Source organism: Gilliamella sp. X-60 (genome assembly GCF_057063585.1).
In genome coordinates this window covers 1-25,915 of the sequence record NZ_JBXSQJ010000020.1, presented here as the reverse complement: position 1 = coordinate 25,915, position 25,915 = coordinate 1, and the positions used below count along the sequence as shown (strand labels likewise).

22 protein-coding genes and 1 pseudogene are annotated in these 25,915 nt (G+C 35.1%); 13 read left to right on the top strand and 10 right to left on the bottom strand.

The window, feature by feature from the left end; all coding sequences use genetic code 11:
- Positions 1 to 9: 9 nt before the first annotated feature.
- The 5 genes from mrdB to miaB all read right to left on the bottom strand — a co-directional run bounded on the left by mrdB (position 10) and on the right by miaB (position 6,107).
- A complete protein-coding gene (mrdB, locus tag ACYIAM_RS10205; protein WP_174796413.1) occupies positions 10 to 1,119 on the bottom strand; it encodes a peptidoglycan glycosyltransferase MrdB in 1,110 nt (369 codons plus the stop codon).
- Entirely contained in the window at positions 1,119 to 3,056 is a 1,938-nt protein-coding gene (mrdA, locus tag ACYIAM_RS10200; protein ID WP_483748189.1) for a penicillin-binding protein 2, read from the bottom strand. The genes mrdB and mrdA overlap by 1 nt, the downstream gene beginning before the upstream one ends.
- 18 nt (positions 3,057 to 3,074) lie before the next feature.
- Entirely contained in the window at positions 3,075 to 4,097 is a 1,023-nt protein-coding gene (locus ACYIAM_RS10195) for a PhoH family protein (RefSeq protein ID WP_483748170.1), read from the bottom strand.
- 25 nt (positions 4,098 to 4,122) lie between these two features.
- Positions 4,123 to 4,602, bottom strand: a complete 480-nt coding sequence (locus tag ACYIAM_RS10190) for a zinc ribbon domain-containing protein (protein WP_483748169.1) — start codon at positions 4,600 to 4,602, stop codon at positions 4,123 to 4,125.
- Between the two features lie 77 nt (positions 4,603 to 4,679).
- Positions 4,680 to 6,107 (bottom strand): tRNA (N6-isopentenyl adenosine(37)-C2)-methylthiotransferase MiaB, encoded by a 1,428-nt coding sequence (gene miaB / locus ACYIAM_RS10185; RefSeq protein ID WP_174796410.1) that lies wholly within the window; start codon positions 6,105 to 6,107, stop codon positions 4,680 to 4,682.
- 466 nt (positions 6,108 to 6,573) lie between these two features.
- On the opposite strand from miaB, the gene ACYIAM_RS10180 reads away from it, so the two are divergent.
- On the top strand, positions 6,574 to 7,809 hold the full coding sequence (locus tag ACYIAM_RS10180; RefSeq protein ID WP_483748168.1) for an N-acetylmuramoyl-L-alanine amidase: 1,236 nt from the start codon (positions 6,574 to 6,576) through the stop codon (positions 7,807 to 7,809).
- Positions 7,810 to 7,852: 43 nt separating this feature from the next.
- On the opposite strand, the gene rsmG is transcribed toward ACYIAM_RS10180, so the two are convergent.
- On the bottom strand, positions 7,853 to 8,452 hold the full coding sequence (rsmG, locus tag ACYIAM_RS10175; RefSeq protein WP_483748167.1) for a 16S rRNA (guanine(527)-N(7))-methyltransferase RsmG: 600 nt from the start codon (positions 8,450 to 8,452) through the stop codon (positions 7,853 to 7,855).
- Positions 8,430 to 10,322: a tRNA uridine-5-carboxymethylaminomethyl(34) synthesis enzyme MnmG gene (gene mnmG, locus ACYIAM_RS10170; protein ID WP_174796407.1), complete on the bottom strand. Its 1,893-nt coding sequence runs from the start codon at positions 10,320 to 10,322 to the stop codon at positions 8,430 to 8,432. The genes rsmG and mnmG overlap by 23 nt, the downstream gene beginning before the upstream one ends.
- A gap of 985 nt (positions 10,323 to 11,307) precedes the next feature.
- Here mnmG and hda point away from each other — a divergent pair.
- Positions 11,308 to 11,991, top strand: coding sequence for a DnaA inactivator Hda (gene hda / locus ACYIAM_RS10165; RefSeq protein WP_085247622.1), 684 nt, complete (start codon positions 11,308 to 11,310; stop codon positions 11,989 to 11,991).
- A gap of 1 nt (position 11,992) precedes the next feature.
- Entirely contained in the window at positions 11,993 to 12,772 is a 780-nt protein-coding gene (locus tag ACYIAM_RS10160) for a Cof-type HAD-IIB family hydrolase (protein WP_483748166.1), read from the top strand.
- A gap of 24 nt (positions 12,773 to 12,796) precedes the next feature.
- Here ACYIAM_RS10160 and ACYIAM_RS10155 read toward each other — a convergent pair whose 3' ends face one another.
- The 3 genes from ACYIAM_RS10155 to tusB all read right to left on the bottom strand — a co-directional run bounded on the left by ACYIAM_RS10155 (position 12,797) and on the right by tusB (position 14,871).
- On the bottom strand, positions 12,797 to 13,903 hold the full coding sequence (locus tag ACYIAM_RS10155; protein ID WP_483748165.1) for an anhydro-N-acetylmuramic acid kinase: 1,107 nt from the start codon (positions 13,901 to 13,903) through the stop codon (positions 12,797 to 12,799).
- 4 nt (positions 13,904 to 13,907) lie between these two features.
- The gene (gene tsaC / locus ACYIAM_RS10150) at positions 13,908 to 14,471 is read right to left on the bottom strand and encodes an L-threonylcarbamoyladenylate synthase type 1 TsaC (protein WP_483748164.1); all 564 of its coding nucleotides are present in this window, start codon (positions 14,469 to 14,471) and stop codon (positions 13,908 to 13,910) included.
- Positions 14,472 to 14,589: 118 nt separating this feature from the next.
- On the bottom strand, positions 14,590 to 14,871 hold the full coding sequence (tusB, locus tag ACYIAM_RS10145; RefSeq protein WP_160431437.1) for a sulfurtransferase complex subunit TusB: 282 nt from the start codon (positions 14,869 to 14,871) through the stop codon (positions 14,590 to 14,592).
- Positions 14,872 to 14,999: 128 nt separating this feature from the next.
- On the opposite strand from tusB, the gene tsaE reads away from it, so the two are divergent.
- From tsaE to purT, 10 genes and pseudogenes are all read left to right on the top strand, one after another.
- On the top strand, positions 15,000 to 15,476 hold the full coding sequence (tsaE, locus tag ACYIAM_RS10140; protein ID WP_483748188.1) for a tRNA (adenosine(37)-N6)-threonylcarbamoyltransferase complex ATPase subunit type 1 TsaE: 477 nt from the start codon (positions 15,000 to 15,002) through the stop codon (positions 15,474 to 15,476).
- Positions 15,477 to 15,539: 63 nt separating this feature from the next.
- Positions 15,540 to 16,244: pseudogene (locus tag ACYIAM_RS10135) on the top strand (N-acetylmuramoyl-L-alanine amidase); the annotation flags it as partial.
- Positions 16,245 to 16,264: 20 nt separating this feature from the next.
- Positions 16,265 to 18,115: a DNA mismatch repair endonuclease MutL gene (gene mutL / locus ACYIAM_RS10130; RefSeq protein WP_483748163.1), complete on the top strand. Its 1,851-nt coding sequence runs from the start codon at positions 16,265 to 16,267 to the stop codon at positions 18,113 to 18,115.
- Positions 18,112 to 19,023, top strand: a complete 912-nt coding sequence (gene miaA / locus ACYIAM_RS10125; protein WP_483748162.1) for a tRNA (adenosine(37)-N6)-dimethylallyltransferase MiaA — start codon at positions 18,112 to 18,114, stop codon at positions 19,021 to 19,023. Before mutL ends, miaA begins: the two co-directional genes overlap by 4 nt.
- 290 nt (positions 19,024 to 19,313) lie before the next feature.
- Positions 19,314 to 19,559, top strand: coding sequence for an RNA chaperone Hfq (gene hfq, locus ACYIAM_RS10120; RefSeq protein ID WP_065638023.1), 246 nt, complete (start codon positions 19,314 to 19,316; stop codon positions 19,557 to 19,559).
- A 20-nt stretch (positions 19,560 to 19,579) separates the two neighbouring features.
- Positions 19,580 to 20,875, top strand: coding sequence for a ribosome rescue GTPase HflX (hflX, locus tag ACYIAM_RS10115; protein WP_483748161.1), 1,296 nt, complete (start codon positions 19,580 to 19,582; stop codon positions 20,873 to 20,875).
- Between the two features lie 23 nt (positions 20,876 to 20,898).
- Entirely contained in the window at positions 20,899 to 22,128 is a 1,230-nt protein-coding gene (hflK, locus tag ACYIAM_RS10110) for an FtsH protease activity modulator HflK (RefSeq protein WP_483748160.1), read from the top strand.
- 10 nt (positions 22,129 to 22,138) lie between these two features.
- Positions 22,139 to 23,101, top strand: coding sequence for a protease modulator HflC (gene hflC, locus ACYIAM_RS10105; RefSeq protein WP_483748159.1), 963 nt, complete (start codon positions 22,139 to 22,141; stop codon positions 23,099 to 23,101).
- Between the two features lie 20 nt (positions 23,102 to 23,121).
- The gene (locus ACYIAM_RS10100; RefSeq protein WP_483748158.1) at positions 23,122 to 24,420 is read left to right on the top strand and encodes an adenylosuccinate synthase; all 1,299 of its coding nucleotides are present in this window, start codon (positions 23,122 to 23,124) and stop codon (positions 24,418 to 24,420) included.
- An 88-nt stretch (positions 24,421 to 24,508) separates the two neighbouring features.
- Positions 24,509 to 25,690: a formate-dependent phosphoribosylglycinamide formyltransferase gene (purT, locus tag ACYIAM_RS10095; RefSeq protein ID WP_483748157.1), complete on the top strand. Its 1,182-nt coding sequence runs from the start codon at positions 24,509 to 24,511 to the stop codon at positions 25,688 to 25,690.
- Positions 25,691 to 25,915: the final 225 nt, after the last annotated feature.

The following is a 25,915-nucleotide window of genomic DNA, read 5'->3' as shown; positions in this document are numbered from 1 at the left end:
TAAATTCCGTTAAATATTTTTAGATAACATATATCGATGTGTGTGAATAGACATCATAATGCCAAAACTTGCCATTAATACGACTAAAGATGAGCCCCCATAGCTTATGAGTGGTAATGGTACACCAACTACAGGTAAGATTCCACTGACCATACCTATATTAATAAACACATAAACAAAAAACACTAAAATTAGCCCACCCGATAAGATTCGCCCAAATGTGGTTTGGGCTTGCGTAGCAATAATCAGCCCGCGCACAATTAAGCATAAAAATAGGATCAGTAAAACGATAGATCCAACAAAACCAAACTCTTCAGCAATAACTGAAAAGATAAAATCGGTATGCCTCTCAGGTAAAAATTCAAGTTGCGATTGTGTACCTTCAAGCCAACCTTTACCCCATATACCGCCCGATCCAATTGCTATTTTCGATTGAATAATATGATAGCCAGCCCCACTTGGATCAAGCTCAGGGTTGATCAGCATTAATACGCGTTTTTGTTGATAATCATGCATTAAAAAGAACCACATAATCGGTAAAAATATTGCTATTAAAATGAGCGCAACAAGAATATAGCGCCAGTTCATGCCCGCTAAAAAGATAATAAAAATGCCTGACATGACAATCAAAATTGCGGTACCTAAATCGGGCTGCATCGCAACAAGTAACGTCGGTACGCCAATAATAGCAAGTGTTTGTAAGGTGGTGTTTAATGGTGGCGGACATCCGTCACGATGAATAAATTTGGCAACCATTAATGGCACCGCTATTTTGGCTATTTCGGAAGGTTGAAACCGCAAAATACCTAAATCTAACCAACGTTGTGCGCCTTTACTGGTATAACCAAAAATATCCACTAATAATAGAATCAAAATACAAACGACATATAGATATGGTGCCCACTTTTCATAGGTTCTGGGTGAAAACTGAGCTAGTACAATCATTACAATAAATCCAAGCAATATTTGTATTACTCGCTTTTGTATCATATCAATACTTTGCCCAGTTGCACTCCAAAGAATATAAAGGCTATAAGCAAGCAATAATGTAATAAATAAAAAGAACAGGGGATCAATATGTATTTTTTGCCAAAAACTCTTTTTGATATTATTCATCATTAGTCCTCTATTCCTGTATTGGATGATAGTTCATCTAGCTCTGTTGAATTATTACCAATAAGGTAAAAATCTAAGATTTTACGCGCTACCGCACCACCGTTTGAGCTTCCGCCCCCACCATTTTCTAAAACAATGGCTAATGCAATTTTTGGCTTATCGTAAGGGGCATAGGCAATAAATAATGCGTGATCGCGTAAATGCTCAGGGATCTTATGCGCATTATAGATTTCATCTTGTTTCAAACCGTAAACTTGTGCGGTACCTGATTTACCTGCTGCCTGATATTTTGCATCAGCATAAATCTTACGTGCCGTTCCTCGTGATCCAAACATGACACGGTTCATACCTTCTTTAGCAAGTGACCAATAAGTTGGGTTGACATCAACTAAGCTATTTGTTTCGATATAATTTTCAGGATTAACTATTGGTTGATGTTCATTTGAATTTAAAATATCACTCTTTTTATATAATAAAAAATGTGGTGTGTAAGTTTTACCATTATTGATCAAGGTCGTTAATGCTTTTGCCATTTGGATTGGGGTTGCCGTCCAATAACCTTGACCGATACCAACTGGAATGGTATCGCCTTGTAACCAAGACTTTTTATGGCGCTTCATTTTCCATTCACGGCTCGGCATAACCGCACGAGTTTCTTCGTTTGGTGATATATCAATACCTGTTCGCTCACCATAACCAAATTTAGTCATCCATAAATTTAAGCGATCAATCCCCATATCATAGGCAACTTGATAAAAGTAGGTATCAACTGATTCTTCAATCGCTCTTAATACATCAACGCGACCATGCCCCCATTTAAGCCAGTCTCGATAACGTCGTTCAGTACCAGGTAATTGCCACCAACCGGGATCGTTAACCACACTTTTTGGTGAAATAACACCTTCACTTAAAGCCGCAATAGAAATAAAAGGTTTCACTGTCGAAGCAGGCGGATAAGCGCCCAGTAAAGCCCGATTAAAAAGAGGCTTATTTGGATCTTTAAGCAATTCGCTATATTTACTACTTGATATTCCGCCTACAAATGGATTGGAATCATAGCTTGGGCTAGAAACCAAGGCTAAAATCTCACCATTATTCGGATCAATAGCAACTACGGCTGCTTTACGTCCAGCGAGTAATTGCTCAATATAAAGCTGCAATTTAAGGTTAATAGATAAATAGATATCCTCGCCTGCTTTCGGTGGATGCTGGTTAAGTTGTCGGACAATACGCCCTCGGCTGTTGACTTCAACCTTTTCATAACCCGGCGTTCCGTGTAATACGTCTTCGTAATACCTTTCTATTCCCATTTTGCCGATATTAAACGTTGCCACGTAATCACTGGTTTTATTTTCATCATCTAAACGCTGTTTATCTTGGCTGTTAATTTTAGAAATATAGCCAAGAATATGAGTAAGAGATGCACCATAAGGGTAGTAGCGATGCTGTATATCGGCGATTGAAACATATGGAAACCGATGCTGATCAACAACAAAACGAGCAATTTGTTGTTCGGTCAAATTATCTTTTAATGGAACAGGCCTGTGCGCTTTATAATTACGACGTTCTTTTTGGAAATTTTCAATATCTTCATCAGTTAAATCGACGATACTTTTTAACTGTTCAAATTGTTCATTTAGATTTTTTATCTTATCGGGAATGATATTTAATTGATATGTAATATTATTAATGGCTAATGGGGTACCATTACGATCATAAATCATGCCGCGATTAGGTGGAATAGGAATAATTTCAATGCGATTATCATTGGATTTTGTGCTGTAATAACTGTAATTCAAAATCTGTAACCCCGAAAGGTTAACCAGCAAAATAATAATTAAAATAATAATAACTACAAATGAAAATAACGCTCTGCGAAAAAACAACGTTGCTTCTGCTGAATGATCTCGAATGTTCGTTCTCTTTTTTTTACTTGATATAGAGATAATAGAGCTCCTCTAAATACTTTTTTCTGTTTGTGGCTTATGTTGCTGTTCTTCCCATTTTTCATAAGCGTTAACAATTCTAGCAACCACTGGATGACGCACCACATCTTCACTATTGAAAAAATTAAAGCTAATTTCTTCAACTTGGCTGAGTACTTCAATAGCATGACGTAAACCCGATTTTTGATGACGAGGTAAATCAATTTGGGTGATATCGCCAGTGATGACCGCTTTTGAATTAAAGCCAATACGGGTTAAAAACATTTTCATCTGTTCAATAGTCGTATTTTGGCTTTCATCAAGAATAATAAACGCATCATTTAGCGTTCGCCCACGCATATAGGCGAGTGGTGCCACTTCAATCACACTTTTTTCAATTAATTTTTCGACTTTTTCAAAGCCGAGCATTTCAAATAAGGCATCATAAAGTGGACGTAAGTAAGGATCCACTTTTTGGCTTAAATCACCAGGTAAAAAGCCCAATTTTTCACCTGCTTCAACAGCAGGTCGAGTTAATACAACACGGCGAATTTGTTGCTTTTCAAGCGCATCAACTGCGGCAGCTACTGCTAAATAGGTTTTACCTGTTCCAGCAGGTCCAATGCCAAATGAAATATCATAATCTAAAACATGCGCAATATATTGTGCTTGGTTCGCGGTTCGGGGTTTTATCAAACCTCGTTTAGTTTTAATCGTTACTAATTTTCCGCCTTGATGATCGATATAAGCAGGTAAGTGTTCACTGACCTTTTCAAGCGCACCTGTTTCTTTTATTGCTAAATGAATTTGTTCGGGTTCAATGTCAACCGTTTTATCTTTTATTTTGGTTTGTTTATAAAGAGACTGCAAAATATCGACAGTCGCTTGCACACAAATTCTATCACCAGTTATTGCAAATAAATTCCCACGGTGATTAATTTCAATACCTAATCGACGCTCAAGTTGTTTAATATTGTCATTATAAGGACCACAAAGACTATTGAGCCGCTGATTATCAGCTGGTTCAAGCATGGTTTCATGTGTCGTAATATTCAAAGATAAAACCTCTAATCAATTAGTTTTAATTACTAAGACGCTGTTCACATAAAGAACATTTTTCAACGCCTTTAAAAAAATCCATTTTACATTGATGACAAGAAACAATGTTTCCGTTAACAACATTATCTACTGCATTTATTGATTGTTTTTCATCAAATCCTTGTGCCTTTAATTTATTGACCAGCATTGAAATAGGTGTTCCGCTTTTTAACTCTTGTTCAACATATGATGCAACTTGTTCTTCAAATGTTGGCGGCACATATTCGAGCACTTTTTCATTATAATCACTATTGCACTCATTACACTTTATATAACGCCCTAATGTTTCGTAACTGAAAATAGGAATAAAAAACAGTGTAAAATACTTAGCTACTTTTACCTGCGTATATTTTTGTTGTTTTTCGTCGTTAGTAATATTTTGTTGTGAACAACAATTTGGGCAATTAAATTGTCCACTATGTTCGTTAACTTCTCTTCCGCGAGTTCCAAAAATAATAAACATATTTTCCTTTCTATCCTTTATTTAATTATTTTCTAAGTTCTATTATAAAAACTAGCTAAATATTTTACGTTTCACTTTTACGGTTGATAGATCCCAACGCCTAAATCATTTTCCTTTCGGGTTCGTGATATAACTGACATTGGTGATTCGCTTACACGTAGATCCATTTCATCTTCAGTCCTAATCACTTTTCCTCGTAATGAATTTGGATAAACATCAGTAATTTCAACGTCAACAAACTTGCCAATCATATCAGGACGACCTTCAAAGTTAACAATTCGATTATTTTCTGTTCTACCCGTTAATTCCATAAGGTCTTTTTTGGACGGACCTTCAACTAAAATACGCTGAACAGTATTTAACATACGACGGCTAAATTGCATGGCTTGCTGATTGATTCGTTCTTGAAGAATGTAAAGACGTTGCTTTTTCTCTTCTTCTGATACATTATCTTCCATTTCAGCAGCCGGTGTACCTGGGCGCGATGAATAAACAAAGCTATAACTTAAATCAAAATTGACATCAGCAATTAGTTGCATGGTTTGTTCAAAATCTTCTTGTGTTTCGCCCGGGAAACCGACGATAAAATCCGAACTAATTTGAATATCAGGGCGCACTTTACGTAATTTTCGGATAATGGATTTATATTCAAGCGCGGTATGCGTACGTTTCATTAAGTTTAATACACGATCTGAACCACTTTGTACCGGCAAATGTAAAAAATTAACTAGCTCTGGTGTATCACGATAAACGTCGATAATATCATCAGTAAATTCAATTGGATGACTGGTAGTAAAGCGAATGCGATCAATACCATCAATGGCTGCCACTAAGCGTAATAACTCAGCAAAGGAACAAATATCACCATCAAACGTTGGTCCACGATAAGCATTAACATTTTGACCTAATAAATTGACTTCACGCACACCTTGTTCAGCCAGTTGCGCAATTTCATAGATGACATCATCGCAAGGTCTGCTAACTTCTTCGCCACGAGTATAAGGAACCACGCAATAAGTACAATATTTATTGCATCCTTCCATTATAGAAACAAATGCGGTTGGTCCTTCGCTACGAGGCTCTGGCAGGCGATCAAATTTTTCAATTTCAGGAAAACTAACATCGACAATATGATTATCGTTACCACTGCGAATCTGTTCAATCATTTCAGGTAAGCGATGAAAAGTTTGCGGTCCAAAAATAATATCTACAAATGGTGCACGTTTACGAATTTGAGCACCTTCTTGCGAAGCAACACAACCACCAACACCAATGATGATATTTGGATTATGTTGTTTAAAGTTTTTCCAACGTCCCAATTGATGAAAGACCTTTTCTTGAGCCTTTTCTCGAATAGAGCAGGTATTTAGTAATAAAATATCAGCTTCTTCGGCATTGTCTGTTAATGTTAAACCATGGGTGGATTCAAGGAGATCTGCCATTTTTGTTGAGTCATACTCATTCATTTGGCAGCCCCAAGTTTTGATATGTAATTTTTTGCTCATCAATAACTCAGCTATATTTAATTGTTAAAATGAAAACGGGTTTAAATCCGCGATTTTAGCGAGCCATATTGTAATCCTTTGTAGTTATAGGGTCTATAATAAAATAAAAAATGGCAACGCAAAACGTTAGATAGGCCTTTTAGAATCCCTAAAAATACTGTTAAGAAGTTTCAGGTAGATATGTGTTTTAGTATAAAACACTTTTTCAGTGTCTTTTTCAGATGTTTTGTGATTTTTGCTATTATCACATATACCATCTGATGTTAAGATGGATAAAAACCAATAAAATCAATTTTGTAATATCATATAATTGTTTATTAAATGCTAATTGAGCTATAACATTAAATATGGATGCGTTATTGATTAAAAAGTGGGTGAAGATAAGAATCATTCTTTTTAATATCTTTATAATTTATGTTATTATTTGCGATTAACTCATATAGAAAATAAAGTGTTTAGATTAAATATGTCAAAAACATTTAGTCCTACAAAGCGCCTATTAGTTAAAGGTATTATTGCGACTTGTTTGTTATCTGTCACTCGTATAGGCTTTGCTGCAACAATGGCGCAAGTTATTGCTGTGCGCGTTTGGCCATCATCAACCTATACAAGAATCACTTTAGAATCAAATATCAGATTAAAATACAAACACTTTCTCTTGAGTAATCCAAACCGGATCGCAATTGATATTAACAATATTAATTTAAATCCAACCTTAAAAAAAATTTCTTCAAAAGTATTAAAGCACGATCCTTATATTAAATCGATACGCGTTGTTCAACGCGATCCTAAAACAGTGAGAATATTGATCGAATTAAAACAGGGCGTTAAACCTAATACTTTTACCTTAGCACCGATAGCGAAATTTAAGCATCGTTTAGTGATGGATCTTTATCCATCTAAACCTGCTTCCACCACAGATGATGATCCTTTACTTGCACTTTTAGAAGAGTATAAAAAAGGTGAGCTCAATAAAAAACAATCTGAGATCAAAACACAAACGAATAAAAATAAAAATGCCCCGATTATCGTGGTACTCGATCCTGGACATGGTGGTGAAGATCCTGGCGCTATTGGCTACAATAAAACACGTGAAAAAGATATTGTTTTACAAATTGCACGTCGTACTTATAATTTACTTAAGAAAGAGCCAAATATAAAAGTCTACATGACACGTAATGAAGATGTGTTTATTCCTTTAAAAGTACGAGTAGCTAAGGCACGATCTTTACATGCTGATCTATTTATTTCTATTCATGCTGATGCGTTTGCTAATCGTTCTGTCGGTGGTTCCTCTGTTTTTGCATTATCAACACGTGGGGCAAGTAGTTCCGCCGCAAGTTATTTAGCTCAAACTCAAAACGAAGCAGATCAGATAGGTGGCGTAAGTCGCAGTGGCGATAAATATTTAGATGATACTATTTTAGATTTGGTTCAAAAAACAACGTTAAGTAATGGTGTGTTACTTGGTAATGCTATTTTAAATCGAATGAAAAAAGTTAATAAGTTACATAAACCATCACTTGAAAAAGCAGGCTTTGCAGTATTAAAAGCGCCGGATATTCCATCTGTTTTAGTCGAAACAGCCTTTATTAGTAATGTTACTGAAGAAAAAAAATTAAAGACTGCTTCATTCCAAAATCAGGTATCTAAATCAATTGTTGATGGTATTAAAGATTATTTGAAAAAACGTAAACATTAATATTGTACAAAAGTTTCAGAAAAACCTGTGTTTTAGTATAAAATTATTGAATAATAATCAAACATCTTTCAGCATCTAATTCTGGTATAGTTAATTTGATATTTTGTTTAAGCGTAAAACCTTCAGGAATAGGATCAATATCACTCCCTTTTAAAGCGTAAAAAGATCCTTGTTGATCGGGAAGATGCTTACACCAATTAAGCATATCTTGCAAAGAGGCAAAAGCTCGGCTAATAACCCCATCAAATTTTTTATCGTTATACTCTTCGATCCGGCTTTGTATTGGGTTAATATTTGTTAGCTTTAATTCAAACTGTACTTGCTTTAAAAAGCGAATACGCTTACCTAAACTATCAACCAAATCAAATTGTTTATCGGGGTTAATAATCGCTAATGGAACGCCTGGTAAACCAGGGCCTGTTCCTACATCAATAAAGGTTTTGCCAGTTAAATAAGGCGATACAACTAAGCTATCCATAATATGCTTAACTAACATCTCGTTCGGATCGCGCACTGCTGTTAAGTTGTAAGTTTTGTTCCATTTGCTTAGCATCTCAACATAATGGATCAATTGATCTATTTGCGATTGAGAGATCGAAAGATCCGTTTGATCAATTAGATTAGTGAGTTTCTTTTTTAACATAATTTTTCTTTTTTAAATAAACTAATAACATTGAAATAGCGGCTGGTGTAATACCAGAAATACGCGAAGCTTGTCCTATAGAAACAGGTTTATGTTGCTTTAATTTCGCCACAACTTCATTCGATAATCCAGATATTTCGGCATAATCAATATGCTCAGGAATAAGCGTTTCTTCATTGCGCTTTTGACGTTCAATTTCTTCTATTTGCAGTTTAATGTAACCATCATATTTTACTTGAATTTCAACCTGCTCGGCAGCTTGTGGGTCAGATAACCCAGGTGCAAATAATGAAAGTGATTTCAATGTGTTATAACTCATTTCAGGCCGTTTAAGTAACTCTTCACCATTGGCTTCTTTAGTCAAATGAGCACTTAAAACAGCATTGACTTCATCGATACTTTCAATATGAGGATGTACCCAGATATCACGTAGACGCGATCTTTCTTGCTCTATAGCATCAAATTTTTCATTAAAACAACGCCAACGGTAATCGTCGACCATGCCTAGATTGCGACCTATTTCAGTTAAACGAATATCAGCATTATCTTCGCGTAACATTAAACGATATTCAGCACGCGAGGTAAACATGCGATAAGGTTCGTTAGTACCAAGTGTACAAAGATCGTCAACTAGCACACCTAAATAAGCCTGATCGCGACTTGGATACCATTGATCTTGATCATATGCAAAGCGCGCGGCATTTAAACCTGCAAGCATACCTTGTGCTGCCGCTTCTTCATAGCCTGTTGTACCATTGATCTGTCCAGCTAGAAAGAGACCTTTGATCACTTTACTTTCAAGTGTTGGTTTAAGATCCCTTGGATCAAAATAATCATATTCGATCGCATAGCCAGGTCTTACAATATTTGCTTTTTCTAATCCTTTCATACTGCGTACAAATGCAAGTTGCGTATCAAATGGTAAGCTTGTTGAGATCCCATTTGGATAGATCTCATTACTGTCTAATCCTTCTGGCTCTAAATAGATCTGATGAGAATTACGATCAGCAAAACGCATGATCTTATCTTCAATTGATGGACAATATCTTGGTCCTACGCCTTCTATAATGCCGGTGTACATAGGGCTGCGATCTAAATTAGATCTAATAATATCGTGTGTTGTTTCATTAGTGCTGGTGATATAGCAAGGGATCTGTTTAGGATGTTCATTTGCATTACCCAAAAATGAAAATACTGGAACAGGATCATCGCCATATTGCGTGCCCAATTTTGAAAAATCAATGGTTCTAGCATCAATTCGCGGAGGGGTACCGGTTTTTAATCGCCCCATTCTAAATGAGTATTGATGTAGTGATTTTGATAAACCGATCGAAGCTGGATCGCCAGTGCGACCGCCACTATAATTATCAAGTCCTATGTGGATCTTACCGTCTAAAAAAGTACCGGTTGTTAATACAACAGCGTGGGCTTTAAAAGAAACACCCATTTGAGTTTTTACACCAATGATCTGATCGTTTTCAATGATCACATCTTCAACGGATTGTTGAAACAACATTAAATTTTCTTGGTTTTCAAGTGCTGTCCTTATCACTTTTCGGTAGAGAGATCGATCCGCTTGTGCACGTGTAGCCCTAACAGCTGGACCTTTGCTACTATTTAAGATCCTAAATTGGATCCCTGATAGATCGATAGCATGAGCCATTAATCCACCCATTGCATCAATCTCTTTAACTAAGTGTCCCTTGCCAATACCACCAATGGCTGGATTACAGGACATTTGTCCTAATGTGTTGATATTATGGGTTAAAAGTAGTGTTTTTCGTCCCATTCTTGCTGATGCCATTGCGGCTTCTGTTCCTGCATGACCGCCACCAACGATGATGACATCAAAAAGATCTGGATAAAACATAAAAAAGCCTCGTATTTATTTTTTGTAAAGATGATCGCTAATTTAGATCGGGAGATTTGGTTTATTTAGCGTAGGGAATTTTACTCATCTTTTCGATTACGTCAAATGATCTATTTTGATCGCCATTTAAATTAAATAAGATCTTTTAGATGATCTTTTTATTTTTATTATTATTACTATGGATCATTTTTGTTGATAACTCATTTTTATAATTATTTTATAGGATCTTATCGATCATCTAATTCTGTTAATTGATCGGATCTTTTTAAGTTTAAACTTGTTAATAACTATTCTCTTTATCCACAGTTGATTTATTGGTTAAGGTTATTAATGCTATGATAACAGCTTGTGATCCTAATTGATCACAGAGTTATCCACAAAAAATAAATCTGTTTGCTTGATTTTTTACCTTTTATTGGTTTTATTTTATACTTGGATAAAAGATCCGTTATTAAATAATTTAATCATGTTTCTATCTTTGTAATGTTGTTTTTTAATTTACTTTATATTTTTGCTTGGAATGATTTTTATCAATTACTTTATTTTATACCTAACTATATCTCCTTAATGAAGCTAACATTAATTGGGAATATTATTTTTTGTTATATAGAAATGTTTTTTTAATTTATGCTTGGCTTTAGGAAAAAAGCTGCATAGTCATTAGCTTCAACCGAATAAAAAATATTTTTCTGATGGAAATAATTTATTTTTTTATAAAAAAACGACAGTATGGTAAGTTATTGTCTAAATATGAGTATAAAATAATGCTATAAAAGTCAGAAAAAGAATCAATAAGTCATGATCACATTAGTCGATAGATTCAGTTTTGTCTTATTATGTGATGAATTAAGCTATATTTGTACAACTAAAGTACACATTAAATAATTTAAAGGGTAGGATATTTCACTTTTCTATAAAAGTGATTGATTTTTATAAAAGCAAATTTATACTTAACATGATTATGTTTTTATTGTGAGGTTCGTTTATTACTCTTTCGCAGCTACCTTTACCTTTTTCATTACCCAATAATGAAACTTTTGATAGTTTTTATGTCGGTGATAATCGATTATTGTTTGATTCATTGCAAACCTTATTAGGTAAAGAGGGGTTTAATATCTTTTATATATGGTCGGCTAGCGCTGCGGGTCGGACTCACCTTTTACATGCATCAAGTCAAAATAAATTAGCTAGTTATATTCCGCTAAAGCAGTATTATCACCTTGTACCTGAAATTCTGCAGGGATTAGATCATTATGATTTAGTCTGTTTAGATGATATTGATGCAATAGCAGGCCATAGGGATTGGGAAGAAGCTATTTTTGATTTATTTAACCGTTTAACTGAAAAAAACGTGAGCAAATTATTGATAACAGCAAGTAGACCACCTAAACAAATTTCTTTTATATTACCTGATTTGGTTTCTAGGTTATCTTGGGGTCAGGTTTATCAATTAAAAGAGCTTAGCGATGATGACAAGCTTAAAGCCTTACAATTAAGAGCGCAATTAAGTGGGTTTGAATTATCAACAGAAGTTGGGTTATTTTTATTAAAACGTGTTAACCGTGATATGCGTACACTGTTTTCTTTATTAGAAAAGTTTGAGGTGGCAACGCTTGCGCAACAACGTAAATTAACTATTCCTTTTATCAAACATATTTTGGATTTGTGATATGAGTCAAAAACCTGAAGCTATTGTTTTTTTTGATCTAGATGGGACATTATTTAATAGCCAAATTGATGTATTACCCAGCTCTTTTGAAGCTATAAAAAAATTAAAACAAAAAAATATTACGCCAATGATTGCAACGGGTCGAACTCCTTGTGAAGTGGTTGATTTAATGAAAAAGACTCAAATTGAGTCGATAATTGGCATGAACGGGCAAGTTGTTTTATATAAAGGCGAAAAGGTCTTTACTAATGATATTGATAAGGGCGTTATCGATCGTTTGTATCAATACTCTAAACAGCAAACAGGTATTCCGTTGTCTTTTTATAATCACGAAATTATGCGAGTGTCGCAAGATAGTGAACCGACTAAAAAATTTTATCATTTCCTAAAAGAACAAGTTCCGCCTGTCGATGATCAGATTTATTTAAAATCACCTATTCAGATGCTTTTATTACTTTGTGAATCTGGTGAGGCGCTTTATCGAGATATCTTCCCTGAGTTAACCTTTATTCGTAATACACCTTACTGTGTTGATGTTTTTAATAACGGTGGTTCTAAAGGTTATGGTATTACTCAATTGTTAAAAAATAAAGGATTTACTGATGTGCCAACTTATGCCTTTGGTGATGGCATGAATGATTTTGAAATGTTCCTAACCGTTGATCATCCAATTGCTATGGGTAATGCTGTTGATGAATTAAAAGCGCAAGCTAAGTTTGTTACAGATACTAATGATAATGATGGAATAATTAAAGGGTTACAACATTTTGGATTGATTTAATCAAAATTTATCTATATTTTTAGTTTATTGATAAATAACCCCTAAACAAACAGCTTGACTTGCGCCAGTTACCTCTGGAATGTTTGATGGAATATTATTGATTCGACAATAAGCAAGCCAAGCAAAGGCTATTGCCTCCATATCGTCTCCATTTATACCTTTTGTATCGGTTGTTAATACTGCCCATGAGGGTAATAAAGCCGATAATCTTTGCATAATTAGTGGATTTTTAGCACCTCCACCGCAAACTAAAAGCTCACAAGGTAATGCGCTTACTATAGGTAATTTACTAATTTCATTGGCAATGGATAAAGCGGTAAATTCAACTAGTGTTGCTTGAATATCTTGTGCTTTTAAATGTATTCCTACTAATTTTTTATAAAGCCAAGATAAGTTAAATAGTTCTCGTCCTGTACTTTTGGGGGCGGGTATTTGAAAATAGTCTTCTTGATATAAAAGGTTTAATAATTTTTGGTTTATTTTACCTGTTTTTGCCCATAATCCGCCCTTATCATAGTTTTTATCTAAGTGCTCTTTTATCCAACCATCCAGTAATACATTACCTGGACCAGTGTCATAACCTAGGATGGGTTGATTGGGTATTAATACCGAAATGTTACTAATACCGCCGATATTTAGTATCACGCGATTTATTTGTGGATCTTGTAGTACTGCTTTATGAAAAGCTGGAACAAGTGGTGCGCCTTGTCCACCATAAGCCATATCTTTACGACGAAAATCAGCAATAGTAGTTATACCTGTTTTTGCAGCAATAATATTGGCATCACCAATTTGTAAAGTAAATGGATACTCGCCGTTTGGTGAATGGTAAATTGTTTGTCCGTGACAACCAATAGCTTTAATTTTTTGTTTATCAATATTATTATCTTTTAAAAATTGATTTATGCTATCAGCAAACAGTTTGCCTATTTGATGATCTATCTCACCTAAATTTTGTAATGTGGTTTGCTGGGTTTCACATAATGTTAGTAAATGCTGTTTTAAATCGGCGGGCATTGGATAGCAGTTGCTCACGATTGATGTAACGTTTTTGGCAGTAATATTAACTAAAGCAATATCAATTCCATCCATGCTAGTACCTGACATCACACCAACATATAAATTTTGCATAACTTTATCCTTGTCGAATGATTTTTCCTGTTTTGATGTCTTTTATTTGCGATGGTTGTGATCGATGACCTGTGTCACCGGCTAAAATTGGGAAATATGGTCCAAATTGTTTGGCAACTTCTATGGCAGTTTTGCAAGGATTATGAGTAGAAAGATTAGCGCTAGTTGATACTATTGGTTTGCCATAAAGATCACAAAGCTTGCAAACTAAAGGATGATTAGTGACGCGTACCGCAATAGAATCAAATTTACCTGTCAAAAAATAAGGCGTATTTTTATTTTTAGGAAAAACCCAAGTAACAGGTCCAGGCCAGCTAGTAAGTGCTAACTGTTTTTGTTCATTGGTAATGGCGGATACATCTATGTAAGGAATTAGTTGGCGGTAACAGCTAGCAATTAAAATCAAGCCTTTATCTATTGACCGTTGTTTTAGTTGTAGCAACTTTAATACGGCTGATTCATAATCCGGATCACAACCTAGACCAAAAACGGCTTCAGTTGGGTAAGCGATCACTTCACCATTTTTTAAATAATTACTTATTTCCGATAGCGTTAATAAATTAGCCATTAAATTTGAATATCAACTGAGTACAATTGGTATTTATATTAAACCTAGGTTTTAGGTTTTGCAAATTAGCATGATTTAGCTTTTTAATGGTGGCAATAGTGAGTGTCATAGTCTATAGTCATTCCCAGTTTATTTGTGGAAAATGGTTAGCTGTAAGTTCAACGGCCTGTTGCATATTAATAATTTTAAGCCTTGAATCGATAATATTACCTAGTCCGCGAGCTTCAATATCACTGTTGATGATATAGCAATGTTCGGTTTTATGGATAATATCATTTAATAATGGATTATTTTGTATCGCCAGAACAACACCATTTTGCCAGAACAATACGGCATCTTGATCTGATATTAATTGTGGGTTTATGATTGAATGATTTGCTGTCGAGATTGTATGTAGCATTTTTTTCACTTTTTATACTAAAACGTAGGGTTTCCTGAAACTTTTTTACAAAATTAAGGTTATCTTGTTTGGTACATCTTTAATGGTTATTAGTATATAATAAGAACTATTTATTGAACAAAGAATTCATCATGAATCCGATTATTTTAACCGACGAGCAACAAACAATTTTGTTTGGTAGTAAAATTGCCAAACTGTGTTTAAACTATTTTTCCAAGCATGATGATACTATTGTTATCCATTTAATTGGCGATCTTGGTGCAGGTAAAACGACTTTTAGTCGTGGTTTTTTACAACAATTAGGCCATAAAGGTAATGTAAAAAGTCCAACTTATACATTAGTAGAACCCTATCATTTTGAAAACTTTTCTGTTTATCATTTTGATTTGTATCGACTTTGCGATCCTGAAGAGCTGGAGTTTATGGGGATTCGTGAATATTTTGCTTTGCGATCAATTTGTTTAATTGAGTGGCCAGAGCAAGCAAAAGGTATTTTGCCTAGTGCTGATATTGAAATTCATTTGGCTTATTTAGCGCTTGAGCGTACCGCTTTTGTGCAAGCAACAAGCGAAAAAGGTCAAACAATTATTAAGTTATCACAATAGAAGTAAACAATAAAAAGACGAATGAAAAAATTAATCACTATTTTTATATTATTGCTGCTTTGTAGCTCTGTTTATGCAGCCAATGTTGTGGTTGCCGTCGATGCGGGTCATGGCGGTAAAGATTCCGGTGCAATAGGAAAAAATAACTTATATGAAAAAACAGTGACGCTTTCAATCGCCAAAAAGCTCACTACTTTGCTAAATAAAGATCACAGTTTTAAGGGAGTATTAACCCGTAGTCGTGATAATTTTATCTCTGTTTCGCAGCGCTCGGAAATCGCCCGTAAAAATAGAGCTAATTTATTAGTTTCAGTACATGCTGATGCTGCGCCAAATCGGGAGGCTACAGGTGCTTCGATCTGGGTCTTGTCAACTAAACGAGCTGATACAGAATTGGGCAGATGGCTTGAGCAGGGCGAAAAACAATCAGAATTATTAGGCGGGGCTGGTGATGCGTTAAGCGACGATCATAATCCTCACTTAAGCCAAGCGGTATTAGATCTACAGTTTTCTTATTCTCAACAAGTGGGTTATGAGTTAGCAACACAAGTATTAAAAGAAATGAAAAAGACAGTAAAACTACATAAATCTGCCCCAGAATATGCAAGTTTAGGCGTATTACGTTCGCCAGATATCCCGTCAATTTTAGTTGAAGTTGGCTTCATTTCTAATGAAGGTGAAGAACGCTTGCTAAGTAGCAATGTTCATCAAGATAAGATAGCGAAAGCTATCTATCAAGGTATAAAAAATTACGTTAAACAAAATCCAAAATTTGGGGAACAACATTAATGGCAATTCATATCCTTTCTCCCCAATTAGCCAATCAAATTGCTGCTGGTGAGGTGGTAGAACGTCCCGCGTCTGTCATCAAAGAGTTAGTTGAAAATAGCCTTGATGCGGGTAGTACTCAAATAGATATTGACCTTGAGCAAGGTGGCTGCAAATTAATTCGTATTCGTGATAATGGTTGTGGTATTGCTAAAGATGAATTAGCGTTGGCACTTGCTCGTCATGCGACAAGTAAAATCAGTACGCTAGATGATTTAGACGCAATTATTAGTCTTGGTTTTCGTGGTGAGGCGCTAGCGAGTATAAGTTCGGTTGCTAGATTGACATTAACTTCACGTACCGCTGAACAATCCGAAGCATGGCAAGTTTATGCTGAAGGGCGGGATATGAAGCCGATGATTAAACCTGCAGCCCATCCAGTAGGATCGACTGTCGAAGTACTAGATCTGTTTTATAATACACCTGCAAGACGTCGTTTTTTAAAAACAGAAAAAACTGAGTTTATGCATATTGAAGAGTTTGTTCGGCGTATTGCACTTGCTCGTCCTGATGTTACCTTTAATTTACAACATAATGGTAAACTTGTTAAGCAGTATCGTTCATCAGCTCTTGAAAAACGAGTCGAATTAGTTTGCGGTCGATCTTTTATGCAAAAAGCTGTAAAACTAGATTGGCAGCATGATGATTTACTCATTCAAGGTTGGGTTACCAGTAGTGAAAGTAGTGATTTGCAGTATTTTTATGTTAATGGGCGAGTCATCAAAGATAAATTACTTAATCATGCATTGCGTCAAGCTTACATCAGTCGTACTAATGAACAACAAAGTTATGTGGTGTTTTTACAAATTGATCCAAAACAAGTTGATGTTAATGTTCACCCAGCCAAACACGAAGTCCGTTTTCATGAAGCGAGACTGGTTCATGATTTTGTTTATCAAGCGATAGTGATGGCCCTTGAATCAAATTTATCTGTAATAGAAGAAAAAGTAACCATAACCCCTAATCGACAAGCTGCCGGTGAGAATATTTTTAATCAAAAAACGGCTGCTGATTCTTATCAAACCCGTAGTCAATTATCGAAAAAACCAAATAATTATGCTAAAGAAAATGCATTGTATGGCGAGTTAGTCAATGTTGCACCTTCCCAAGAGACAGCGCAATTTGAGCAAAAACAGTCATTCTTATCGGTAGAAGAAAATGAAATAACTGAACCACAAAAAGCAGTTATTGAAGCATTATTTCCTAAACGAAGTACGCCACTACAAGCATTGCAACAGCAACTTGATAGCTCATCATTAGTACAATTTGGTCGGGTATTAACGGTTATTCAGCCCGATATTGCATTACTTGAAAAGTATGAAGATAATCAGCAAAAATTAATGCTGATGAAATTACCTATTGCTAAGCAAAAAGTGACTGCTATTAAATTATTATCACAAGACTCTGAAAAATTGCTTATCCCATTAACAATTTTAATTAATCATAAAGAGCAGCAAGTTCTTTCTAGTTATAAAGCACAGTTGGATTTTTTAGGTTTTGATTTTTATATTGATAAAGCAAAATTATATTTACAAAATGTTCCTAAAATGTTGCGCACTATCAATTGGCAGCAATTATTACCGGCATTAATTGCTTTTATATCCGATTCAAAAAATGGAGAGTTAGATCCTACACAAATAGCGGCTTGGTTAGCTAATCAGTATGATGATAATCGCACTATGATCTGGAGTGTGGCTAAAGTCATTGCGTTGCTTGCTCAATTAGAAGAGATAGATATTAATCTATTACAACAAGAATCATTTTTATATCCGATTGATATACAATCTTTAACTCAATCAATTTTATCATGAATAAACCAAAAATTATTTCATTAATGGGACCAACAGCATCGGGTAAAACGGCATTTGCTATGGCGCTTTACGAGCGTTATCCTATTGATATTATTAGTGTCGATTCTGCTTTGATTTATCGCGGTATGGATATCGGTACCGCAAAGCCAACGAAAAAAGAGCAACAAAATTATCCACATAAATTGATTGATATTTGTGATCCCGCAGAGAGTTATTCAGCGGCTAATTTTAGGCATGATGCAATTGTAGAAATTGAAAAATCACTAAAAAAAGGTCGAATTCCATTGTTAGTTGGTGGGACAATGCTTTATTTTAAAGCGTTAATTGAAGGGCTTTCACCACTTCCAGCGGCCAATAGTGAAATTCGTGAACAAATAGAAGAAAAAGCCAATAAATTAGGTTGGCAAGCGATTCACGATGAACTAAAAAAAGTCGATCCCATTTCGGCTAAAAGAATTCATCCTAACGATCCACAGCGCCTTAATCGTGCTTTAGAAGTTTATTTAATCTCGGGTAAGAGTCTAACTGAACTGACACAAGAAAGCGGTGAAGCGTTACCTTATGATATTATGCAGTTTGCTATTATGCCGCAAGATAGGGCACAGTTACATAAACGAATTGAACAACGTTTTTTACAGATGCTAGATCAAGGCTTTGAAGATGAAGTAAAACTGCTTATGCAGCGATCTGATTTGCATTTAAATTTGCCTTCTATTCGTTGTGTGGGGTATCGCCAAATGTGGGAATATTTAAATGGTGATATAAGTTATGATGAAATGGTTTTTAAAGGTATTTGTGCTACTCGTCAATTAGCCAAACGGCAGATCACTTGGCTTCGTGGCTGGAAACAACCGATCACATGGCTAAATAATGATAATATGGACTCAATTTTTCAAAAAATATTATAAGTAGTAATTTTTATAGCGAGAATAATAGTATACAATTATGAATTGTATTGTTAGTAAAATTATGTACATTATTGTCAATAATTTAGTATTTTTTTATTTTTTTAGTTTAAATTTATTAAAAATTTAGTTATTTGTGCATAAATTTTAGTTGATCGGTTCAAGAGAAGCGCTTTTTATGTTATTTTGGTAGATACTAAAGATATATTTTAAATAGTATGTAAAAATACATTGATTACATTATAAATGTATTTATTTTATCTTCATATAATTATTTTTTAAAGGATAAACTTATGTCAAAAGGGCAGTCATTACAAGATCCTTATTTAAACTTGCTTCGTCGAGAGCACATTCCTGTATCAATCTATTTAGTTAATGGTATCAAGTTACAAGGACAAATTGAATCATTCGATCAGTTTGTTATTTTGTTAAAAAATACTGTAAGCCAAATGGTATATAAACATGCTATCTCGACAGTCGTACCATCTAGACCTATTTCTGGATTGGTATCTCAGCCTGAAGAGGGAGCTGAAAGCTGATATTTTAGTGGAGAATCTGATTGTTTGAACGATATAAAGGCGGTGAAACTGCCTTATTAGTCCATGTATTCTTCCCTCAAGAAAGTGATATCGAGGATCTTAAAGAGTTTGAAGTATTAGTTTCTTCAGCTCAAATAGATATTCTCGATATCGTAACAACTTCAAGAAAATCGCCTCAAACCAAATATTTTGTTGGTGAAGGTAAAGCGCAGGAAATCGCTGAAAAAGTTGATCAACTTGATGCTTCCGTTATTTTAGTCAATCATACTTTAACCCCCTCCCAAGAACGCAATCTAGAACAGTTGTGTAAATGTCGTGTTGTTGATAGAACAGGATTGATTCTTGATATTTTTGCACAACGAGCCAGAACACATGAAGGTAAATTGCAAGTCGAGCTAGCGCAGTTACAACACCTTTCAACTCGATTAGTTCGAGGTTGGACGCATTTAGAACGACAAAAAGGGGGAATTGGTTTACGTGGTCCTGGTGAAACGCAACTAGAAACAGATAGACGATTGATTCGTCATCGTATTCAGTTGATTTTATCAAGGCTTGCAAAAGTCGAAAAGCAGCGAAATCAAAATCGTCAATCAAGAAATAAAGCTGATCTATCAACAGTATCTTTGGTTGGTTATACTAATGCAGGTAAATCAACACTATTTAATGCAATAACCAATGCTGAAGTGTACGCTGCTGATCAGTTATTTGCTACGCTCGATCCAACGCTACGGCGGATTATTGTTGATGATGTTGGCGAAGTTGTTTTAGCTGATACAGTTGGTTTTATTCGTCATTTACCCCACGATTTAATTGCCGCTTTTAAAGCGACACTACTTGAAACGCAAGAAGCCACTTTATTATTACATGTTATTGATGCTGCTGATCCAAATATATTGGATAATATGCATGCTGTTGATGACGTGTTGCTTGAAATTGACGCCAATGAAATTCCAACATTACTCGTTATGAATAAAATTGATTTAATTGAGGGTAAACAGCCAGGTATTGATCGGGATGAAAACGGCATACCAATTCGAGTTTGGATTTCAGCGCAAAATAGTTTAGGATTGGATCAATTATTTATTGCTTTAAAAGAAAGGTTAGCCAAGCAAATTCAAGTTTGCCATTTAAGTTTACCTGCTTATTTAGCAAGACTTAGAAGCCGTTTATATCAGTTAAACGCGGTAGAAAATGAATTTATTAATGAGGATGGTAGTTTTCATCTAGATGTGAGAATTCCCTCAGTTGAATGGAATCGCCTCTGTAAACAAGAGCCAGATCTGTTATACTTGATCAATAAGCAAAATAACAACTAATTGTTAAATGGAGCATATAAAATATGGCGTGGAATCAGCCCGGCAATAACGGACAAGATAACGACCCATGGGGAAATAATAACAAAAAACCAACAAATAATTCATCTGGTGGTTTATTTGATAAAATTAAAGACCTCTTAAAAAAAGGTAATTTAGGCAATAATAGAGGGAGCTCGGGAATTAAATTACCAATGAATACTGCTAAAGTTATTATATCTATAATCATTTTACTTGTTCTTGTTTGGTGTGTGAGCGGTTTTTATACCATTAACCAAAGTCAACGCGGTGTGATTACTCGCTTGGGGCAAGTCCAACCAGAAATTATTCAACCTGGTTTAAATTGGCATCCACCATTGATTGATAAAGTATATAAAGTTGATACGCAAGGTACGCATAATTTTAATGTAAATGGTTTTATGATAACAACTGGTGAGGATCTAGTCTTTGTTGAGATGAATGTTCAATATCGCATCAGTAATCCTATAAAATATTTATTTAATGTCACTAATGTTAAAGATAGTCTACAACAAGCTGCTGATAGTGCTTTACGTACTGAAGTGGGTAGCTCAAGTATGGATGATATTTTAACTGATGGACGTTCAGCATTGGAAACCCGTACAAAAGATGAGTTAGTCAATGTTATCAATAATTATGATATGGGAATTAGTATAGTGGATCTTAATTTCCAATCAGCTCGTCCTCCTGAAGCAGTACAAGAAGCCTTTAATGATGCAATGAATGCTCGAGAAGACAAAAAACGTGAAATAAATAAAGCTGCTGCAGAAAAAGTTCAACAAGTACAACAGGCAGAAGGGCGCTCTGCAAGAATTTTAGCTGATGCTAATGCTTATAAGGTTAGAGTGGAACTCGAAGCTGCAGGAGATGTGGCTCGTTTTGAAAAAATCTTACCACAATATAAAGCAGCACCAGAAATAACTAAAGAACGCCTATATATTGAAACCATGGAAAGAGTATTATCTAAAACCAATAAAATTATAGTTAATGATAAAAGTGGAAATTTAATGGTATTACCTCTAGAACAATTATTAAAAAATAAAAATGACAAAAAATCTGAAACAATGACTTTATCAAACTCAAATAGTGAATCTAATTTTAATGCGCCGATCTCCTCTGAAACGATAAAAGATCAACCTCAGGCAACGCAAGTATCCCCAAAAGAGGTTAACAGCAGCACCAATAACACTATTAACGCGGGCAATACTACACGGACTCCGCGGTTTATGGGAAGATAAGGAGAAAAATATGCGCAAATTATTGATTCCTACAATATTGATTTTAATCGGTGTGTTTTTTTCTAGTGCTTATGTTGTTGAAGAAGGGACCTGTGGCATCGTTTTACGTTTTAATAAAATTATAGAATTATCTGGTCCTGGATTACATTTTAAAATACCAGGAATGGATAATGTAAAAGTTGTTGATGCTAAAATCCAAACGACAAATAGTTCTGATAGTGCAGGTCGAGAACAAAAATTCATAACACGTGAAAATAAAGATTTAGTTGTTGATTATTTTGTACAATGGAAAATTGTTGATTTTAATCGATACTATGAAACTATTGCTGGTGGTAATAGTGTTGAAAACCTGTTACTTGCACGCTTAAATGGTCGTTTAAGGGCAGAAATTGGAAAATTAGATATCATCGATATTATTAATGACACAAATAATAATTCTCGTAATTCTATAATGACACGGGTAAAAGAAGTATTAAATGGCACTGCTCAGGAAGAGTTGGTAAAAAGCGAATCGATTGAAAAGTTTATTAGTGAGACTGAAAAAGATTCTGAAAGTAATAAAACAAGTATGAGATCTTTTGGTATTGAAGTCATTGATGTTCGTATAAAGAAAGTAAACTTTCCTCAAGAAATATCTAATTCAATTTATGAACAAATGAAAGCGGCTCGAAAAGTTGTTGCACAAAATCAACGTTTTCAAGGTGTTAAAAAAGCGGATGAAATACGAGCAGAGACTACGCTAGAAGTAACAAAGATATTATCCGAAGCTGAACGCCAATCTCGAACTATTCGTGGTGAAGGCGATGCAAATGCCGCTAAGCTTTATGCAGATGCTTTTGGTAAAGATATGGAGTTTTTTAGCTTTATTCGTAGTCTAAAAGCTTATGAACAAAGCTTTACAGGTAATGATATTATGGTCATTAGTCCTGATAGTGAATTTTTTCAATATATGAAATTAAAATCTAATAACTAATTGAATGAGATAAATAATCTATGAGTAATAATGTTGTTGTGCTAGGTACACAATGGGGTGATGAAGGCAAAGGTAAAGTTGTTGATTTACTCACAGAAAAAGCAAAATATGTTGTTCGTTATCAAGGTGGACATAATGCTGGTCATACATTAGTGATTAATGGTGAAAAAACCGTATTACATTTAATTCCATCAGGAATCTTACGCAATGATGTGATAAGTATTATTGCTAATGGTGTTGTACTATGTCCTGATGCCTTAATGAAAGAAATGAACGAGTTAGAAAAAAGTGGTATTCCTGTTAAGGAAAGACTCCTTATTTCTGAATCATGCCCTTTAATTTTACCCTACCATATTGCATTAGACCAAGCGCGGGAAAAAGCGCGTGGCAGTAAAGCTATTGGAACAACTGGTCGCGGTATTGGTCCTGCTTATGAAGATAAAGTGGCACGGCGTGGGCTTCGAGTTGGTGATTTATGTGATCGTCAAGCTTTTGCCGAAAAATTAAAAGAAGTAATGGAATATCATAATTTCCAATTAGTTAATTATTACAAAGCAGAAGCCGTAGACTATCAAAAAGTTCTCGATGATACATTAGCGATAGCTGATATTTTAGTTGCTATGATTGCCGATATTCCTGCTCTTTTAGAAGAAGCACGCAAAAAAGGTGAGAGAATTATGTTTGAAGGGGCACAAGGTACATTACTTGATATTGACCATGGGACTTATCCTTTTGTTACTTCTTCTAATACTACCGCTGGCGGTGTCGCAACAGGTTCTGGTTTTGGTCCGCGTTATGTTGGTTATGTACTAGGTATTGTCAAAGCTTACTCTACACGTGTTGGTGCAGGCCCGTTTCCTACTGAATTATTTGATGAGACTGGTGAGTACTTATGTAAGCAGGGTAACGAATTTGGTGCAACAACAGGTCGTCGTCGTCGTACTGGATGGCTTGATGCTGTTGCTGTTCGCAAGGCTGTACAACTTAATTCTGTTTCAGGATTTTGTTTAACTAAACTTGATGTGTTAGATGGGCTTAAAGAAGTTAAGATCTGTATTGGTTATCAATTACCAAGTGGTGAAGTTATCAAAAACGCTCCTGCGGCAGCTGAAGAGTGGAGTTTAGTTAAACCTGTTTATGAATCAATGCCTGGCTGGAGTGAATCAACCTTTGGTATAAAAAGTTATGATGCTCTTCCACAAGCAGCTAAAGCTTATATTAAACGGATTGAAGAGTTAACCGAAACACCAATTGATATTATTTCAACAGGACCCGATCGAAGTGAAACAATGATTTTACGTGATCCATACCAAAACTAACTTAGCATCAATCAAATCGGGATAATTGTCCCGATTTTTTGTTTTTAGGATGTTGTTTTCTGGACAATTCACTGTGTAAGAGGAATTTATGACTAAACTAGGAACGCCATTATCACCAACTTCAACTAAAGTATTACTTTGTGGTGCGGGCGAACTTGCTAAAGAAGTTGTCATTGAGTTACAACGATTGGGGTGTGAAGTTATTGCCGTTGATCGTTATGCAAATGCGCCTGCAATGCAAGTTGCTCATCGGTCTCATATCGTTAATATGCTTGATGGGGATGCTTTAAGAAAAGTCATTGAAGCAGAAAATCCAGATTATATTGTTCCAGAAATTGAAGCTATTGCAACATCTACACTAATTGAGTTGGAAGAAAAAGGATTTACAGTTATTCCAACAGCAAAAGCAACACAACTTACCATGAATCGTGAGGGAATTCGTCGACTTGCAGCGGAGGAGTTAAAATTACCAACGTCACCTTATCGATTTGCTGCAAATGCAACTGAATTTAGAGAAGCAGTCAAAGAAATTGGTTTTCCTTGCTTAGTTAAACCTGTTATGAGCTCTTCTGGTAAAGGACAATCATTATTAAGAGGCGAAGCTGATATTGAATCATCATGGAAATATGCACAAGAAGGTGGAAGAGCTGGTAGTGGAAAAGTTATCATTGAAGGCTTTATTGATTTTGATTACGAAATTACTTTACTTACAGTTAGGCATATTAAGGGTGTGTCATATTGTGAACCAATAGGGCATCGTCAAGAACAAGGTGATTACCGAGAATCTTGGCAACCTCAGCAGATGTCTGATAAGGCATTAAAACAGGCAAAAGATATTGCAGCTAAAATAACAGATGCATTAGGTGGTCGAGGGTTATTTGGTGTTGAATTGTTTGTTAAAGGTGATCAGGTATGGTTTAGTGAAGTATCACCTCGTCCGCATGATACTGGCATGGTGACATTAATTTCACAAAATCTATCTGAGTTTGCACTACATGCTAGGGCAATATTAGGCCTGCCCATTCCTATTATAGAACAATATGGACCATGTGCATCAGCTGTTTTATTAATTGAAGGTGATTCAAAACAAGTCACTTTTGCTAATATCGATAAAGCATTAAGCGAATCGCAAACTGATTTACGTTTATTTGGTAAACCAGAAGTGAAAGGTAAGCGCAGAATGGGGGTTGCGCTAGCGAAGGCTTTAACGGTTAACGATGCGATTATTAAAGCCATTAATGTAGTAAAACAACTAAAAATAACCCTATAATGAACTTTCTTGTCTGAAAAGTAATCGTTCAATTCAAAAAAAGAAAAAATTATAAAATAGGGGTTGACGTATACCAGTGAAGTAAGTAATATACGCAACCCTTGAGACAGCAAACTAAATTAACAAAAGTTGATTAGATATTGAAGCTGTCAGCTCTTTAAAAAAAAGAAACAGACAATCTGTGTGGGCACTTGCGAGACAAAGAATGAAAAGTCTACGGACTTA